Annotated in this window: 16 protein-coding genes; 8 read left to right on the top strand and 8 right to left on the bottom strand. The window is 61.8% G+C overall.

Going from position 1 to position 16,333, the window contains the following annotated elements; all coding sequences use genetic code 11:
- Positions 1 to 60 precede the first annotated feature (60 nt).
- On the bottom strand, positions 61 to 882 hold the full coding sequence (gene aroE, locus BXA01_RS16240; RefSeq protein WP_076564763.1) for a shikimate dehydrogenase: 822 nt from the start codon (positions 880 to 882) through the stop codon (positions 61 to 63).
- Between the two features lie 9 nt (positions 883 to 891).
- Complete coding sequence (hemF, locus tag BXA01_RS16235) at positions 892 to 1,806, bottom strand: oxygen-dependent coproporphyrinogen oxidase (protein ID WP_024014963.1); 915 nt, start codon at positions 1,804 to 1,806, stop codon at positions 892 to 894.
- A 150-nt stretch (positions 1,807 to 1,956) separates the two neighbouring features.
- Here hemF and BXA01_RS16230 point away from each other — a divergent pair, with 150 nt between their 5' ends.
- Entirely contained in the window at positions 1,957 to 2,934 is a 978-nt protein-coding gene (locus tag BXA01_RS16230; protein WP_076564760.1) for a quinone oxidoreductase family protein, read from the top strand.
- 179 nt (positions 2,935 to 3,113) lie between these two features.
- On the opposite strand, the gene BXA01_RS16225 is transcribed toward BXA01_RS16230, so the two are convergent.
- From BXA01_RS16225 to BXA01_RS16210, 4 genes are all read right to left on the bottom strand, one after another.
- Complete coding sequence (locus BXA01_RS16225) at positions 3,114 to 3,986, bottom strand: hypothetical protein (protein WP_231990979.1); 873 nt, start codon at positions 3,984 to 3,986, stop codon at positions 3,114 to 3,116.
- A gap of 57 nt (positions 3,987 to 4,043) precedes the next feature.
- Positions 4,044 to 4,601: an L-threonylcarbamoyladenylate synthase gene (locus tag BXA01_RS16220; protein WP_039757175.1), complete on the bottom strand. Its 558-nt coding sequence runs from the start codon at positions 4,599 to 4,601 to the stop codon at positions 4,044 to 4,046.
- Between the two features lie 55 nt (positions 4,602 to 4,656).
- A complete protein-coding gene (dprA, locus tag BXA01_RS16215; protein WP_076564755.1) occupies positions 4,657 to 5,754 on the bottom strand; it encodes a DNA-processing protein DprA in 1,098 nt (365 codons plus the stop codon).
- 84 nt (positions 5,755 to 5,838) lie between these two features.
- A complete protein-coding gene (locus tag BXA01_RS16210) occupies positions 5,839 to 6,864 on the bottom strand; it encodes a LysM peptidoglycan-binding domain-containing protein (protein WP_076564752.1) in 1,026 nt (341 codons plus the stop codon).
- Between the two features lie 159 nt (positions 6,865 to 7,023).
- Here BXA01_RS16210 and def point away from each other — a divergent pair, with 159 nt between their 5' ends.
- The 5 genes from def (at position 7,024) to BXA01_RS16180 (ending at position 11,699) form a co-directional block, all read left to right on the top strand.
- On the top strand, positions 7,024 to 7,530 hold the full coding sequence (def, locus tag BXA01_RS16205; RefSeq protein ID WP_016772378.1) for a peptide deformylase: 507 nt from the start codon (positions 7,024 to 7,026) through the stop codon (positions 7,528 to 7,530).
- Positions 7,531 to 7,587: 57 nt separating this feature from the next.
- A complete protein-coding gene (gene fmt / locus BXA01_RS16200; protein ID WP_076564749.1) occupies positions 7,588 to 8,547 on the top strand; it encodes a methionyl-tRNA formyltransferase in 960 nt (319 codons plus the stop codon).
- On the top strand, positions 8,544 to 9,854 hold the full coding sequence (gene rsmB / locus BXA01_RS16195; protein WP_076564746.1) for a 16S rRNA (cytosine(967)-C(5))-methyltransferase RsmB: 1,311 nt from the start codon (positions 8,544 to 8,546) through the stop codon (positions 9,852 to 9,854). Before fmt ends, rsmB begins: the two co-directional genes overlap by 4 nt.
- Positions 9,855 to 9,875: 21 nt before the next feature.
- Positions 9,876 to 11,252: a Trk system potassium transporter TrkA gene (gene trkA / locus BXA01_RS16190; RefSeq protein ID WP_076564743.1), complete on the top strand. Its 1,377-nt coding sequence runs from the start codon at positions 9,876 to 9,878 to the stop codon at positions 11,250 to 11,252.
- Positions 11,253 to 11,384: 132 nt separating this feature from the next.
- Positions 11,385 to 11,699 (top strand): tetratricopeptide repeat protein, encoded by a 315-nt coding sequence (locus tag BXA01_RS16180; RefSeq protein WP_076564740.1) that lies wholly within the window; start codon positions 11,385 to 11,387, stop codon positions 11,697 to 11,699.
- A gap of 57 nt (positions 11,700 to 11,756) precedes the next feature.
- Here BXA01_RS16180 and BXA01_RS16175 read toward each other — a convergent pair whose 3' ends face one another.
- Together BXA01_RS16175 and BXA01_RS16170 are read right to left on the bottom strand one after the other, a co-directional pair.
- A complete protein-coding gene (locus BXA01_RS16175) occupies positions 11,757 to 12,644 on the bottom strand; it encodes a lysophospholipid acyltransferase (protein ID WP_039757181.1) in 888 nt (295 codons plus the stop codon).
- A 41-nt stretch (positions 12,645 to 12,685) separates the two neighbouring features.
- Positions 12,686 to 13,243, bottom strand: coding sequence for a DNA-3-methyladenine glycosylase I (locus tag BXA01_RS16170; protein WP_056791133.1), 558 nt, complete (start codon positions 13,241 to 13,243; stop codon positions 12,686 to 12,688).
- An 81-nt stretch (positions 13,244 to 13,324) separates the two neighbouring features.
- Here BXA01_RS16170 and glyQ point away from each other — a divergent pair, with 81 nt between their 5' ends.
- Both glyQ and glyS read left to right on the top strand, forming a co-directional pair.
- A complete protein-coding gene (gene glyQ, locus BXA01_RS16165; protein WP_003187265.1) occupies positions 13,325 to 14,278 on the top strand; it encodes a glycine--tRNA ligase subunit alpha in 954 nt (317 codons plus the stop codon).
- Entirely contained in the window at positions 14,275 to 16,329 is a 2,055-nt protein-coding gene (gene glyS, locus BXA01_RS16160) for a glycine--tRNA ligase subunit beta (protein WP_076564738.1), read from the top strand. The genes glyQ and glyS overlap by 4 nt, the downstream gene beginning before the upstream one ends.
- The last annotated feature ends 4 nt before the right edge of the window (positions 16,330 to 16,333 follow it).

Below are 16,333 nucleotides of genomic sequence, written 5' to 3'. Positions count from 1 at the left end.
AATGCGATTCGCGAGCAGGCTCGCTCCCACATTGATCGTATTTCAATGTGGGAGCAAAGCTTAAAGGGCCAGCTCGCGGCGCAGCTCGGCGAGTACCGGCGCGGTATCCGGGCGCACGCCGCGCCACAGCAGGAACGCCTCGGCCGCCTGTTCGGCGAGCATGCCCAGACCATCCATCGCCAGCGCCGCGCCGTGCTCAGTGGCCCAGCGGCAGAACGCGGTCGGTTCCCTGCCGTACATCATGTCGTAGCACAGGGTCTGGCCCGGCTCGATCAGACTTGGCGCAATCGGCGGCACGTCACCGGTCAGGCTGGCGGAGGTGGCGTTGATGATCACGTCCACCGGCTCGCGCAGCCAGTCGAAACCACTGGCCGACACCGGCCCGAGGTCGCAGAACAACTCGGCCAGCAGTTCAGCCTTGTCCACCGTGCGATTGGCGATGATCACCGAGGCCGGTTTCTCTGCCAGCAACGGCTCCAGCGCACCGCGCACCGCGCCGCCGGCGCCGAGCAAAAGGATGCGCTTGCCGGTCAGGCTGAAACCGGCATTGACCGTCAGATCACGCACCAGTCCCGCGCCATCGGTGTTGTCGCCGAGCAGTGAACCATCTTCCAGTTTGCTCAAGGTGTTCACCGCACCGGCCCGCTGCGCGCGGGCGGTCAGGCTGTTGGCCAGACGGTAAGCGTCTTCCTTGAACGGCACCGTCACATTGGCGCCGCGCCCTTCGCGAAAGAACGCCGTGGCGCAGCCGGCAAAATCATCCAGCGGCGCGAGCAGCGTGCTGTAATCGAGGCGCTGGCCGGTCTGTTCGGCAAACAACTGGTGAATCATCGGCGACTTGCTGTGGCCGATCGGGTTACCAAAAACAACGTAACGATCCATCACCCGTCCTCAGGCCTCGGCCAGCCAGTCGCGATCCTGCAGGAAGTAATCGGTCAGGCGCGCTTCTGCGCTGCCCGGCTCGGCCTTCCAGTCATAGCCCCAGCGCACTTGCGGTGGCAGCGACATCAGAATCGATTCAGTGCGGCCACCCGATTGCAGACCGAACAGCGTGCCACGGTCGTAAACCAGGTTGAATTCGACGTAGCGGCCTCGGCGGAATTCCTGGAATTCGCGCTGCTGAGCAGTGAAGGCGTCGTTCTTGCGCCGTTGCACGATCGGCAGGTAGGCCTCGATGTAGGCATCGCCGATGGCGCGCATGAAGGCGAAGCTGGTGTCGAAATCCCACTCGTTCAGATCGTCGAAGAACAGACCGCCAATGCCCCGTGGCTCATGACGATGCTTGATATGGAAATAGGTGTCGCACCAGGCCTTGTAACGCGGATAGACGTCCGCACCGAACGGCGCACAGGCTTGCTCGGCGACGCGGTGCCAATGAATGCAATCTTCCTCAACGCCGTAATACGGGGTCAGGTCGAAACCGCCGCCGAACCACCAGACCGGTTCTTCGCCTTCTTTTTCAGCGATGAAAAAACGCACGTTGGCGTGGGAGGTCGGCACATGGGGGTTGTGCGGGTGGATCACCAGCGACACGCCGAGCGCCTCGAAACCACGCCCGGCCAGTTCCGGTCGATGGGCACTGGCCGAGGGCGGCAGGCCGCTGCCGAACACGTGGGAAAAGTTGACCCCGCCCTTTTCGATCAGCGTGCCGTTTTCCAGCACGCGGGTGCGCCCACCACCGCCCGCCGGCCGGGTCCAGGCGTCTTCGACGAAGCATTTGCCGCCGTCTTCGGTTTCCAGTGCAGCGCAGATGCGGTCTTGCAGATCGAGCAGATAGGCCTTTACGGCGTCGGTGCGGGTCGTCATGGCTTCACCTTGAATCGGGCGGCGCCCCGGCAGGCGGGCGGCGCAAATGGGCGCGTAGCATACCATCGCAGACCGGCGCGCCGCAGTTGACGAAGATCAACCAGGGGAGTTGGATAGAGGGCTTAGCAACGACCCAAGGAGAGCAGGCAGATGGCAAAGCGTATCCAGTTCCGCGCCCACGGCGGTCCCGAAGTGCTCGAATATGTTGACTACGAACCCGCTGCACCCGGGCCGAATCAGGTGCGCGTGGCCAATCAGGCGATCGGCCTGAACTTCATCGATACCTACTACCGCAGCGGCCTCTATGCACCACCTGCCTTGCCGTCCGGCCTGGGTTCGGAAGGCGCCGGCACGGTCGAAGCGGTGGGCAGCGACGTCACCCGGTTCAAGGTCGGCGATCGCGTGGCATACGGCAGCGGCCCGCTCGGCGCCTACAGCCAGTTGCATGTGCTGCCGCAGGACAATCTGGTTCACCTGCCCGATGAAATCAGTTTCGAAACTGCCGCCGGGGTCATGCTCAAGGGTCTGACCGTGCAATACCTGCTGCGCCAGACCTACAAACTGCAGGGCGGCGAAACCATTCTGTTCCACGCCGCAGCCGGTGGCGTCGGCTCGCTGGCCTGCCAATGGGCCAAAGCGCTGGGCGTGAAGCTGATCGGCACCGTCAGCTCGAAGGAAAAAGCAGAACTGGCCAAGGCCAACGGCGCCTGGGCGACCATCGACTACAGCCATGAGAACGTTGCCGAGCGCGTGCTGGCGCTGACTGACGGCAAGAAAGTCCCGGTGGTGTATGACGGCGTCGGCAAGGACACTTGGCTCACATCCCTGGACAGCGTCGCACCTCGGGGCCTGGTCGTGAGTTTCGGCAATGCTTCGGGCGCGGTCGACGGCGTCAATCTGGGCATTCTTGCCGCGAAGGGCTCGTTGTACGTCACCCGGCCTACGCTGGCGACCTACGCCAACAACGCCGAGAACCTGCAGCGCATGGCCGACGAGCTGTTCGAGATGATCATTAGTGGCAAACTGAAGGTCGACATCAGCCAGCGCCATGCACTGGCGGATGCGGCGAAAGCACAAACTGAACTGTCGGCACGGCGCACGACCGGTTCCACGATTCTGCTGCCATAACGCTTCAAGTTGATACTCGGTGAACTCTTCCATGAGTTCGCCGAGTATCTTTCAGCTATATCAAGTACATCTTCCGGTAAAGTTTCTTCGCCGCTGGCCTACGACCGGCAAACTTCCTGCGCAACTTCTTCGATTCATATACGAGCCATTTCTCAGCCCATTCTTCAATCACTGGCGGATCAATACTGACGGTGATAGACATCACGATACTCCGGCTGATGTGCGTTGATGTTCACAGGCTGATCCAGGGCCATCAGGATTTGCCGCCATTCGGCGGACAACAGCCAATAATCGCCCCGGGCGCGCTGCTCGATATGCATGGCGTGCGAGGCGATCGGTGTCAGGCCGAAACGCTGAAACAGTTGTCGCTGTGGCGATCTGCACAAGGCCGTCACCCCCTGATATCCGCGATCGATCGCCCATTCCGCAGCGGTGGCGAGCAGGCCATTGATCGACACCGGCCGGTGCTGCTGGGAATGGGTAATCAAGCGACTGAATTCGACATGCCGTGCCAATGCCACAGTGGGAGACACATGATGCTGCGCCAGTGAAGCCCATTCGAAGGGCGCCGGAGTTGCCCGCAGCACCGCAATAAGCTGATCACGCTGATACAACAGAAAGTGCGTGCTGCGTGAGGTGATCGCCAGTCGGGTTTCCAGCGCCCGGGCTCTGGAGGTGAGCATGTAATGCTGCAATCGCAGGCGAAACTGTCGATTGATGAAGCGTTCAAATTCCCCGGCATCCGATCCTGCCTCAAGAATGGCTACACGATAGTCGGCCTGTTGATTCTTGAGTGTCTCCTGAAAGCCCTGCAGATAATCCTTGAGGTGTAAATCCGTAATATCCATTACTTCTCCGCAGCCATTAATATTTCGAAGTTGCTTCAAGCACATTGAAAGAATGGATGCTTTTGGAAATATCGCCACTGCACGCGTTCTGATAATCACGTGGGAAAACTTACAGATATTGCAGAGTCGAAGAACCGTCTGACGCATGCAAGAACAATGGCAACGGATAAGTTTTAAACAAATGCAGGAATAAACTGCAGGCATGCGCAAAACTCCTCGTCGATAGCGCCGAGAAGTCCGCAAAAAATAAAAAGAATGGCGTCAGTCAGGACGAACGACGTTACCGGTGGCCAGGTCGCGGATCACGCTGGGATTCTTGCGCCCGCCAAGGCTCCCGCCGAGCACCAGATCGACCTGCCCACGGAAATACTGCTCGATGCGCAAACGCGTGCGCGCCGGCGGTCGCCCCTGTGGATTGGCTGATGTCGAGATCAGCGGCCCGACCAGCGAGCACAAGTCGCGCACCTGCGGGTGATCGCTGACTCGCAGCGCCACGGTGTCATGCACGCCTGTGACCCATTCCGGCAACAGGTTCTGGTGCGGCACCAGCCAGGTGTTCGGCCCCGGCCAAGTGCTGGCCATGCGGTCGATCCAGTCCTGCGGGAAGTCCTCGAAGAGGAAATCGAACTGGCGGATATTGTCGGCGACCAGGATCAGCCCTTTGCTCACCGAGCGATTCTTGATCGCCAGCAAGCGGTCCACTGCGTCTTCGTTCCACGGGTCGCAACCCAGCCCCCAGACGGCTTCGGTTGGATAGGCAATCACCGCGCCGGCGCGAACTTCACGCGCGGCTTGTTGCACACGCCAACTGTTGACCATGAAAAAACTCTCCACAAACAGGTTTCGCGCAGTTTACCGATCTTCATCGTAAAACCTAGCTCGACCGCGCCAGCCAGCGACCGTTTTCGCATACCGCACGGCCTTCGATTTCCAGCTCGGTCAACGTTGCCAGCACTTTCGGCAACGCCCAGCCACAGCTCGCGGCCAACGCCTCGCTGGTGTGCGGCGCGGCGTGAAGCAGCGCCAGCAACGGGTGATCGGCCTGCGGCGGCGCTGTGGATAACAACGGTTGCTGCCAGCCGCGCAGCGCTTCGAGGATATGTTCAATAGTCTCCACCAACACCGCCCCGTCGCGAATCAACTGATGACAACCGCGCGCGCCGGGGTGATGGATAGAGCCCGGAATGGCATAAACCTCGCGCCCTTGCTCTGCCGCCAGCCGCGCGGTAATCAACGAACCGCTGGCAACACTGGCCTCGACCACCAGCACGCCAAGGGATAACCCGCTGATGATGCGATTGCGCCGGGGGAAGTTGCTCGCGGTTGGCCCGGCGTCCAGCGGAAACTCCGAGAGCACCGCGCTTCCCGAAGCAATCATTGCCTCAGCCAGGCGTTTATTGCGCTGTGGATAAAAATTCTCCAGGCCCGTGCCAAGCACTCCCACGGTCAACCCGCCAACGTCCAGAGCAGCCTGATGGGCAGCGGCATCGATGCCCAGCGCCAGACCACTGGTGATGACAAAACCGGCCCCGGCCAGACTGCGAGAAAACGCCGCCGCCGTGTCCATCCCCGGACGCGAAGCGCGGCGGCTGCCGACCATCGCCAGCTGCGGCTTCTCCAGAATCGACGGATCGCCGGCAACAAATAACAGTGGTGGCGGATCGGCAATTTGCGCCAGCAACGCCGGGTAATCCGCTTGGTCCCACATCAGCAAATGTTGATCGGGACGCTCTAGCCAGCGCATTGCATGGCTGGCGCCGTCGCGCACCGTCGGACAACGCCGTGCCTCGGCGCAGGCCGCCGGCAACCCGAGCGAGCGCCAGGCACTGGCCGGCGCACTGATGGCTTTTGATGCGGAACCGAAGGCCTCAAGCAGTTTGGCAAAACGCTTGGGGCCGATATCCGGCATGCGGTGCAGACGCAGACGCGCCTCCAGTTCCGCCGGGGAAATGGCCGTACTGACAGACAACATGAATGGATCATCCTTGATCGTTCTATGCTCCGAACCATTCGGAACAAGCTGTGGATAACTCTGTTGGTAACTTGTTAAGCAAGCTTACGGATTTCGCACCTTGTCGAGCACCGCCAGCGAGCGTGAAGCATTGAGGACCAGGCCGTAACTGAGTTTGTCGTAGGTGCGGAACACCATTAGCAGGCCGGCGCGTTCATCGGGAATTTTCAGCGGCTGGCCAGTGATCCGGTCACGCACCGTTTCGCCGGTTTTCATCACCGCCAGAACATTGCCTTCGGCCAGACCGTCGCGTTTGCCCTTGTTCAGGGTGACCACGTCCATCACGCCGATCTGCGTGACGCCGCGTGGCACATCGATGATCACGCCGTTGATGTCGCTTTTCGGCGCGCTCGGCATGAAGGTCGAATTGATCGAACGTTCTTCACCGCCGAACAAGCGGTCACCGAGGCGTACTTCCTGGGTGGTGCGTTGCAGGGCGAGGGTGGCGACGTCGCCTTCGGTGGCAACAATCTCGCCGCCGCCGATATCGTCGGCGTTGATGCCGAGGAATTCCTTGGTCTGCGGGTCGGTGTAGACCTTGCCCTGGCGGAAGATGCCGTACACCGGTTGCTCCGGATCGAAATGGCCGCGGGCGAAAATGCGATCGCCTGTACCGCTGAGCACCCGTTCGGCATCGCCGGCGACGATGTACGGCGCCTTGTCGAAGTCTTCGGCCTTGTCGACGATGCGATTGCTCAGCAGAAAGCTGTTGATCGATTTCAGCGGAATGCTTGGAATCGCCTCGGCCACCGGGCTGGTGCGAATCCGTGGCGAGAGCTTGATGGTGCCGCGCGACTCGCCACGATGGACGGTCAGTTGCGGTTGGCCGTTGACGTAGCTGAGGGTCAGCGTGTCGCCGGGATAGATCAGGTTGGGGTTTTCGATCTGTGGATTGGCCCGCCACAGTTGTGGCCATTGCCAGGGCTCGCGCAGGTATTTGCCGGAAATGTCCCAGAGCGTGTCCCCGGAAACCACCGTGTATTGCTGTGGAAAACCATCCCTGAGTTGCACTTGCCCTTGCGCGGCGCCGGCCGAAGCCAGAAGCAGCAGGGCGAGTAGTGTTTTCCTCATGCAGTGAATCCCTTTATCATGTGCATTCGCGTGAATCGTCAGAGCCCCCGTGGCTCGCTTCTGTTTTTCAGAAGCTACGCTTCACAACGGTAGCCTGCATCTTCGGACCCGCCAGGCCATCGACCCGACTTTACTCAACGTGTGCAGCAATCGAAGCCTATGGCCATTTTGAACATCCTCGAATTTCCGGACCCGCGTCTGCGCACTATCGCCAAACCAGTGGCTGTAGTGGACGACGAAGTGCGTCAGTTGGTCGACGACATGTTTGAAACAATGTATGAAGCGCCGGGCATCGGCCTCGCCGCGACCCAGGTCAACGTGCACAAACGTATCGTCGTGATGGACCTGTCCGAAGACCGTACCGAGCCAAGGGTGTTCATCAACCCCGAGTTCGAACCGCTGACCGACGAGATGGACCAGTATCAGGAAGGCTGCCTCTCGGTACCGGGCTTCTACGAAAACGTCGACCGCCCGCAGAAGGTCAAAATCAAGGCGCTGGACCGCGACGGCAAGCCCTATGAGCTGATCGCCGAAGGTCTGCTCGCGGTGTGCATCCAGCACGAATGCGACCACCTCAACGGCAAATTGTTCGTCGATTACCTGTCCACGCTCAAACGCGACCGGATCAAGAAGAAGCTGGAAAAGCTGCACCGCCAGAACGCTTGATGCCCCTCTTCAAAGGCTTGCTGCGGCAAGCCTTTTTCTTTTTATGAGACGCCTTTCATGACTGAGCCACTGCGCATTGTTTTTGCCGGTACCCCGGAATTCGCCGCCGAACACCTCAAGGCCCTGCTGAGCAGCCCGTACGAGATCGTCGCGGTCTACACCCAGCCGGATCGCCCGGCCGGCCGTGGGCAAAAACTGATGCCGAGCCCGGTCAAACAGCTGGCCCTGGAAAATAATATCCAGGTGCTGCAGCCGCCGACCCTGCGCAATGCCGACGCTCAGACAGAACTGGCCGCGCTGAAGCCGGACTTGATGGTTGTGGTTGCCTACGGTTTGATCCTGCCGCAAGCGGTGCTGGATATTCCGCGCCTGGGCTGCATCAACAGCCATGCATCGCTGCTGCCACGCTGGCGCGGTGCGGCGCCGATCCAGCGCGCGGTCGAACACGGCGATGCCGAAAGCGGCGTGACCGTGATGCGCATGGAAGCCGGCCTCGACACCGGGCCGATGCTGCTCAAGGTCGCCACGCCGATCAGCGCGCAAGACACTGGCGGCACCCTGCATGATCGCCTCGCCGAGATGGGGCCGCCCGCTGTGGTGCAGGCGATTGCCGGTCTGGCTGCCGGCACCCTGCAAGGTGAGGTGCAGAACGACGAGCTCGCCACTTACGCGCACAAACTGAACAAAGACGAAGCACGCATCGACTGGAGCCGTCCGGCAGTGGAGCTGGAACGTCTGGTCCGCGCCTTCAATCCATGGCCGATCACCCACAGCACGCTCAATGGCGAAGCGTTGAAAGTGCTGGCCGCGACCGTGGCCGAAGGCACTGGCGCCCCGGGTGAAATCCTCAGCGCCAGCAAGGACGGGCTGATCGTCGCCTGCGGTGCACAAGCGCTCTGTCTGACCCGCCTGCAATTGCCCGGCGGCAAGGCGCTGAACTTCAGTGACCTGTTCAACAGCCGCCGCGAGAAATTCGCCGTCGGCAGCGTGCTCGGCGCTGCGGTGGAAGCGCAATGAACCCGCGTCTGGCCGCCGCCAAGGCGCTCGCCGCTGTCCTCAGCGGCAAGGCTTCGCTGAACAGCTCCCTGCCGACGCAACTGGACAAGGTCGAGGATCGTGATCGCGGTTTCACTCAGGATCTGGCCTTCGGTACCGCACGCTGGCAGCCACGCCTGTCGGCATTGGCGGAAAAACTCCTGCAGAAACCGTTTAAAGCCGCCGACGCTGATGTCGAGGCGTTGCTGCTGGTTGGCTTGTATCAACTGCTCTACACCCGCGTGCCGGCGCACGCCGCCATCGGTGAAACCGTCGGGTGTGCCGACAAGCTGAAAAAGCCTTGGGCCAAAGGCCTGCTCAACGCCGTGCTGCGCAATGCCCAGCGCGAAAGCGAGACGATCTTCGCCGAACTGGAACGCGACCCGGTGGTGCGCACGGCCCACCCGCGCTGGCTGCAAAAATCCCTGAAGGCCTTCTGGCCGCAACAGTGGGAAGCCATCTGCGCAGCGAACAACGCGCATCCGCCAATGATCCTGCGGGTCAACCGCCGTCATCACAGCCGCGATGCTTATCTGGCATTGCTGGGCGAAGCCGGGATCGCCGCGACACCGTGCGTTTACAGCCGCGACGGCATCATCCTCGAAGCGGCTGCCGACGTGCGCAGCCTGCCGGGTTTCGCCGAAGGCTGGATCAGCGTGCAGGACGAAGCCGCGCAACTGGCCGCCGACTTGCTCGATCTGGCGCCGGGCCAGCGGGTGCTCGACGCCTGCTGCGCCCCTGGCGGCAAGACCTGCCACATCCTTGAAGCCGAACCGGCGCTGGCCGGGGTGGTGGCGGTGGATCTGGAAGCCAAGCGTCTGGTGCGCGTAAAGGAAAACCTCGAGCGCCTCGGCCTCGACGCTGAACTGATCGCCGCCGACGGTCGCGATATCGACAAATGGTGGGACGGCAAACCGTTCCAGCGCATCCTCCTCGATGCGCCATGCTCGGCCACCGGGGTAATTCGTCGCCATCCGGACATCAAGCTGACCCGCCAGCCCGACGACATCGTCGCGCTCGCGCAACTGCAAGGCGAACTGCTCGACGCCATGTGGAAAACCCTTGAAGTCGGCGGCATCCTGCTCTACGCCACGTGCTCGACGCTGCCGACCGAGAACACCGAAGTCATCGCCGCGTTCCTCGAGCGCACCCCCGGCGCGCGGGAACTGGACCTGGCCACAGCGGCGGGAATCAAGCAGCCCCATGGTCGCCAGTTGCTGGCCCAGCAGGGCGGGCATGACGGGTTCTACTACGCCAAGCTGATCAAGATCGCCGCTGCGCGCGGCTAAACGGATTCATGGAGTGACTGGATGAAAATCATCATCCTCGGTGCGGGACAGGTCGGCGGTTCGCTGGCCGAACATCTGGCCAGCGAGGCCAACGACATTACTGTGGTCGACACCGATGGCGAGCGCCTGCGCGACCTCGGCGACCGCCTCGACATCCGCACGGTGCAGGGCCGGGGCTCGCTGCCGTCGGTGCTGCGTCAGGCCGGTGCCGACGACACCGACATGCTGGTAGCGGTGACCAACAGCGACGAAACCAACATGGTTGCCTGCCAGGTCGCCCACACGCTGTTCCACACGCCGACCAAGATCGCTCGCGTGCGCGAAGCGTCGTACCTCAATCGCGAGGAGCAGTTGTTCCAGAACGAAGCGATTCCGGTCGACGTGCTGATCAGCCCCGAGCAGGTCGTGACCAATTACATCAAGCGCCTGATCCAGCACCCCGGCGCGTTGCAGGTGATCGACTTCGCCGAAGGCGCGGCGCAACTGGTGGCGGTGCGCGCCTATTACGGCGGGCCGCTGGTCGGCCAGCAACTGCGCCAGTTGCGTGAGCACATGCCGAACGTCGAAACGCGCGTCGCGGCGATCTTCCGCCGTGACCGGCCGATCCTGCCCCAGGGCGACACGGTGATCGAGGCCGATGACGAGGTGTTTTTCATCGCCGCCCGCGAGGACATTCGCGCGGTGATGAGCGAAATGCGCCGCCTCGACGAAACCTACAAACGCATCGTTATCGCCGGTGGCGGGCAGATCGGCGAGCGCCTGGCCGAGGCCATCGAAAGCCGCTATCAGGTGAAGATCATCGAGATGAGCCCGGCGCGTTGCCGCTACCTCTCCGATACCCTCGACAGCACCGTGGTGTTGCAGGGCAGTGCCTCGGACCGCGATCTGCTGCTGGAAGAGAACATCGCCGACGCCGATATCTTCCTCGCCCTGACCAACGATGACGAAGCCAACATCATGTCGTCGCTGCTGGCCAAACGGCTGGGGGCGAAGAAGGTCATGACGATCATCAACAACCCGGCCTACGTCGACCTGATCCAGGGCGGCGACATCGATATCGCCATCAGCCCGCAACTGGCGACCATCGGCACCTTGCTCGCCCACGTGCGCCGAGGCGATATCGTCAGCGTGCACTCACTGCGCCGCGGCGCGGCGGAAGCGATCGAGGCAATTGCCCACGGTGATGCGAAATCGAGCAAGGTCATCGGCAAGCCGATCGAGAGGATCGGCCTGCCACCAGGCACCACCATCGGCGCGGTGATCCGCAATGAGAAAGTGATCATCGCCCACGACGACACGGTGATCGAAGCGGGCGACCACGTGATTCTGTTCCTTGTGGACAAAAAGCACATTCGCGATGTGGAGAAGCTGTTTCATGTGGGGTTGAGCTTTTTCTGAGGTTGATCGTTCCCACGCTCCGCGTGGGAATGCAGCCCGGGACGCTCTGCGTCCCATAAGCGGACGCAGAGCGTCCAATGAGGCATTCCCACGCGGAGCGTGGGAACGATCACTCAAACGAGGTTGCAAAAAATGCTCGAATCCCTGGAAAAAATGCTCGCCAAGGGTGTGGATAACGCTCTGCTGCGCTTCGGTCTGGGCAAGGGTTATCTGGACTTGGGTGAAAACGCTAAGGCTGCCGAGCATTTTCAGCGTTGTGTCGCTTTCGATCCGAAATACTCGGCGGCGTGGAAGTTGCTGGGCAAGGCGCATCTGGCGCTGGGCGATCACGCCGCTGCGCGCCAGGCCTGGGAACAGGGCCTGGAAGCGGCCCGCGCACATGGTGACAAACAGGCCGAGAAGGAGATGACGGTGTTCCTGAAGAAGCTCGAGCGACAGGCGCCTTGAGCTACCGATAGCGCAAGGCGAGGCCGTCTGCATTAACCGTCCCCCAAGCGAAGTTGCTCAGTACCAGCGCGCCTCGCCCGGCGGACGCTTCTTGAAGCGTTTCATGCTCCACATGTACTGGCTCGGATACGCCGCGACGTAACGCTCGACCACTTTGCTCATGGCTGCGCAGGACTCTGCGGTATCGGTGCTGTACATCGCTTCTGGCGCGGCTTCGAGAATCACTTTGTAGCCCGAGCCGTCAGGCAGGCGCAGGGCGTGCAGGAATACACCCACCGCTTTGCCGCCGGCCAGCATGTTCGGCACGAATTTGCTGGTCAGTGCCTGAGTGGCAAAGAACGGCACGAAAATCCCTGCGGATTCGGCCGGTTCCGGGTCGGCGGGGATGCCCACGGCACCGCCCTTACGCACTTCCTTGATGACGCTGAGAATGCCTTCCTTGGTCGACGCCGCGACCTTGTTGCCCAGCTGCACACGCTGTTTGCGCAGCAATTCATCCACTGCCTTGAGCTTCGGCGGACGGTAGAAAATGATCGGTTTGCACTGGCTGCAATAGAAGTGGTTGAGCACTTCCCAGTTGCCGAGGTGGCTGGTGATGCCGACCACGCCTTTGCCCGAGGCCAGCGCGTCTTTCAACACATCAAGGCCTTCGACTTCACGGACCAGATCGATCGAGCGCTGCGCCGGCCAGATCCACGCGCAGGCGCTTTCGGTCAGCGACTTGCCGATGTCCTTCAGACTCTGCCCGACCAGACGCTCACGTTCGGCCGCATCCATCTGGGGAAAACACTTGGACAGGTTGATCCGCACCACGTCGCGGGAACGGTTGGGGGTTTTCCACATGATCCAGCCGATCGCCGAACCCACGGCCTGCACGGCTCGCCATGGCAGCAGGGCAAACAGCCGCAGAGCGCCTACCAGCAAGGCGCCTTTAAACTTTTCCACAGGTCACTCCTGATCTTTGTGCTGTGCGCGAGGCGGGCATTCTAACCGGCGTTGGCGAGCTGCGCGTAGCGGTCGCAATCCTGGGTGTGGTCCATGACCATGCCCGAGGCCTGCATCAGCGCGTAGCAAATGGTCGGACCGACGAAGGTGAAGCCGGCCTTTTTCAGCGCCTTGCTCATCGCCAGCGCTTCCGGGGTGATCGCCGGGACTTCGCTGCGATCCTTGAAATGATTGATGATCGGTTGGTCGCCTACGAATGACCAGAGCAACGCCACCGGATCCTCCAGCGCCAGCCACGCCTGGGCATTGCGCCGCGCAGCGTTGAGTTTCAGGCGATTGCGGATGATGCCCGGGTCGAGCATCAGTTCGTCGATCTCGGCGTCACTCATCTGCGCCACGCGCTGCACATCGAAGCCGAACAGCACCTGACGGTAACGCTCGCGTTTGCGCAGCACAGTGATCCACGACAACCCGGCCTGGAACCCTTCGAGCAAAAGCAACTCGAACAAACCCTGCGCATCGCGCAGCGGCGTGCCCCACTCCTGATCGTGATAAGCCATGTACAGCGGATCTTCGGTACACCAAAAGCAGCGTGGCATAAGGCTCCAGGGGGCGTGCGCAGCAACGAATCGGGTATACTCCCGCTCTTTAAATCGCAGCCCAAGAAACAGGTGAATTTCGTGAGCCAGCCTACGCCAGCCGTGCGTACCTTCCAAGACTTGATCCTCGCGCTCCAGCAATACTGGGCCGAGCAAGGTTGTGTGGTACTTCAGCCCTACGATATGGAAGTAGGCGCCGGCACTTTCCACACCGCGACCTTCCTGCGCGCCATCGGCCCGGAAACCTGGAACGCCGCGTACGTGCAGCCGAGCCGCCGTCCGACTGACGGCCGTTACGGCGAAAACCCGAACCGTCTGCAGCACTACTACCAGTTCCAGGTAGTCCTGAAGCCGAACCCGGACAACTTCCAGGAACTGTACCTGGGCTCGCTCAAGCATGTCGGCCTCGACCCGCTGGTGCACGACATCCGCTTCGTCGAAGACAACTGGGAATCGCCGACCCTCGGCGCCTGGGGTCTGGGCTGGGAAGTCTGGCTCAATGGCATGGAAGTCACCCAGTTCACCTACTTCCAGCAGGCGGGCGGCATCGAGTGCTACCCGGTGACCGGCGAGATCACCTACGGTCTCGAGCGGCTGGCGATGTATCTGCAAGGCGTCGATTCGGTCTACGACCTGGTCTGGGCTGACGGCCCGTTCGGCAAAGTCACCTACGGCGATGTGTTCCACCAGAACGAAGTGGAGCAGTCCACCTACAACTTCGAACACGCCAATGTCGACAAACTCTTCGAGCTGTTCGACTTCTATGAAAGCGAAGCCAAGCGCCTGATCGAACTCGACCAGCCGCTGCCGTTGCCGAGCTACGAAATGGTGCTGAAGGCGTCGCACACCTTCAACCTGCTGGATGCGCGCCGGGCGATCTCGGTGACTGCGCGTCAGCAATACATTCTGCGCGTGCGCACCCTGGCGCGTTCCGTTGCGCAAGCCTACCTGCTGGCCCGCGCCAAGCTGGGCTTCCCGATGGCGACCCCGGACCTGCGTGACGAAGTACTGGCCAAGCTGGAGGCTGCACAATGAGTGCGCAAGATTTTCTGGTTGAACTGGGCACCGAAGAACTGCCACCCAAAGCCCTGAACACTTTGGCTGATGCGTTCCTCGCCGGTATCGACAAGGGCCTGCAAGCCGCCGGCCTGAGCTACGAAAGCAAAACCGTGTATGCCGCGCCACGTCGTCTGGCCGTGCTGATCACTGCGCTGGCCACTCAGCAGCCGGATCGCAGCATCAACCTCGATGGCCCGCCACGTCAGGCCGCGTTCGACGCTGATGGCAATCCGACTCAGGCCGCCCTGGGCTTCGCCAAGAAGTGCGGCGTCGAGCTGAGCGAAATCGACCAGAGCGGTCCGAAACTGCGCTACAGCCAGAACATCGCCGGCAAGCCGACTGCGAGCCTGCTGCCGACCATCGTCGAAGATTCGCTGAACGACCTGCCGATTCCGAAACGCATGCGTTGGGGTGCGCGCAAGGAAGAATTCGTGCGTCCGACGCAGTGGCTGGTGATGCTGCTCGGTGATCAGGTCATCGATTGCACGATCCTCGCGCAGAAGGCTGGCCGTGATTCCCGTGGTCACCGTTTCCATCATCCGGAGAGCGTGCGCATCGGTTCGCCGTCGAGCTACCTCGCCGACCTGCGTGCCGCTTACGTATTGGCCGATGCCAACGAGCGTCGCGAGATCATCAGCAAGCGCACCGAAGAGTTGGCCACCCGTCAGGAAGGCACGGCAATCGTTCCGCCGGCACTGCTCGACGAAGTGACTGCGCTGGTTGAATGGCCGGTGCCGCTGGTGTGCTCGTTCGAGGAACGCTTCCTCGACGTACCGCAAGAAGCGCTGATCACCACCATGCAGGACAACCAGAAGTATTTCTGCCTGCTGGATGCCGACGGCAAGTTGCTGCCACGTTTCATTACCGTGGCCAACATCGAAAGCAAAGACCCGCAGCAGATCATCGCCGGTAACGAGAAAGTGGTTCGCCCACGCCTGACCGACGCCGAGTTCTTCTTCAAGCAGGACAAGAAGCAGAAGCTCGAAGACTTCAACCTGCGCCTGCAGAACGTGGTGTTCCAGGAAAAACTCGGCAGCGTCTACGACAAGGCCGAGCGCGTTTCCAAACTGGCCGCGTACATCGCCGCACGCATCGGCGGCAACGCCTCGTGGGCTGCCCGTGCGGGCCTGCTGTCGAAGTGCGACCTGGCCACCGAAATGGTCGGCGAGTTCCCGGAGATGCAAGGTGTCGCCGGTTACTACTACGCCCTCAATGACGGCGAGCCGCAGGACGTCGCGCTGGCCTTGAACGAGCAGTACATGCCACGCGGTGCCGGGGCTGAATTGCCGGCGACCCTGACCGGTGCAGCCGTCGCCATCGCCGACAAGCTCGACACTCTGGTCGGCATCTTCGGTATCGGCATGCTGCCAACCGGCAGCAAAGACCCTTATGCCCTGCGCCGTGCGGCACTGGGCGTGCTGCGGATCCTGATCGAGAAACAACTGGATCTGGACCTGAACGACGCCGTGGCTTTCGCGGTGAATGCGTTCGGCGGCAAGGTCAAGGCTGCCGGTCTCAACGAAGCCGTGCTGGAATTCATCTTCGACCGTCTGCGTGCGCGTTATGAAGACGAAGGCGTCGACGTCGCCACTTACCTGTCGGTCCGTGCCCTCAAGCCGGGCTCGGCGCTGGACTTCGACCAGCGTGTGCAGGCGGTGCAGGCCTTCCGCAAACTGCCGGAAGCGGCAGCGCTGGCGGCGGTGAACAAGCGCGTGTCGAACCTGTTGAGCAAAGTCGAAGGCTCGGTACCGACCGTGGTCGAGGCGAAGTATTTCGACAATGCCAACGAGTTCTCGCTGTACTCGGCGATCCAGCAAGCGGATCAGGCCGTGCAGCCAATGGCCGCAGCGCGTCAGTACAACGAATCGCTGGCGCGCCTGGCGGCACTGCGCGAGCCGGTCGACGCGTTCTTCGACGCGGTGATGGTCAATGCAGACGATGCCAATGTGCGGGCCAACCGTTACGCGCTGCTGGCGCGTCTGCGTGGCCTGTTCCTCGGTGTTGCCGACATTTCGCTGCTGGGTTGAGGGA

Source organism: Pseudomonas sp. B10, assembly GCF_900156235.1.
In the GTDB taxonomy this organism is placed as follows: domain Bacteria; phylum Pseudomonadota; class Gammaproteobacteria; order Pseudomonadales; family Pseudomonadaceae; genus Aquipseudomonas; species Aquipseudomonas siliginis.
This window is presented reverse-complemented; position numbering and strand designations above follow the sequence as displayed.

Excerpts from the sequence above, each read along its gene's own strand:
- aroE (WP_076564763.1), bottom strand. The coding sequence starts at position 882 with ATGGATCGTTACGTTGTTTTTGGTAACCCGATCGGCCACAGCAAGTCG.
- hemF (WP_024014963.1), bottom strand. The coding sequence starts at position 1,806 with ATGACGACCCGCACCGACGCCGTAAAGGCCTATCTGCTCGATCTGCAA.
- BXA01_RS16230 (WP_076564760.1), top strand. The coding sequence starts at position 1,957 with ATGGCAAAGCGTATCCAGTTCCGCGCCCACGGCGGTCCCGAAGTGCTC.
- BXA01_RS16225 (WP_231990979.1), bottom strand. The coding sequence starts at position 3,986 with ATGCCTGCAGTTTATTCCTGCATTTGTTTAAAACTTATCCGTTGCCAT.
- BXA01_RS16220 (WP_039757175.1), bottom strand. The coding sequence starts at position 4,601 with ATGGTCAACAGTTGGCGTGTGCAACAAGCCGCGCGTGAAGTTCGCGCC.
- dprA (WP_076564755.1), bottom strand. The coding sequence starts at position 5,754 with ATGTTGTCTGTCAGTACGGCCATTTCCCCGGCGGAACTGGAGGCGCGT.
- BXA01_RS16210 (WP_076564752.1), bottom strand. The coding sequence starts at position 6,864 with ATGAGGAAAACACTACTCGCCCTGCTGCTTCTGGCTTCGGCCGGCGCC.
- def (WP_016772378.1), top strand. The coding sequence starts at position 7,024 with ATGGCCATTTTGAACATCCTCGAATTTCCGGACCCGCGTCTGCGCACT.
- fmt (WP_076564749.1), top strand. The coding sequence starts at position 7,588 with ATGACTGAGCCACTGCGCATTGTTTTTGCCGGTACCCCGGAATTCGCC.
- rsmB (WP_076564746.1), top strand. The coding sequence starts at position 8,544 with ATGAACCCGCGTCTGGCCGCCGCCAAGGCGCTCGCCGCTGTCCTCAGC.
- trkA (WP_076564743.1), top strand. The coding sequence starts at position 9,876 with ATGAAAATCATCATCCTCGGTGCGGGACAGGTCGGCGGTTCGCTGGCC.
- BXA01_RS16180 (WP_076564740.1), top strand. The coding sequence starts at position 11,385 with ATGCTCGAATCCCTGGAAAAAATGCTCGCCAAGGGTGTGGATAACGCT.
- BXA01_RS16170 (WP_056791133.1), bottom strand. The coding sequence starts at position 13,243 with ATGCCACGCTGCTTTTGGTGTACCGAAGATCCGCTGTACATGGCTTAT.
- glyS (WP_076564738.1), top strand. The coding sequence starts at position 14,275 with ATGAGTGCGCAAGATTTTCTGGTTGAACTGGGCACCGAAGAACTGCCA.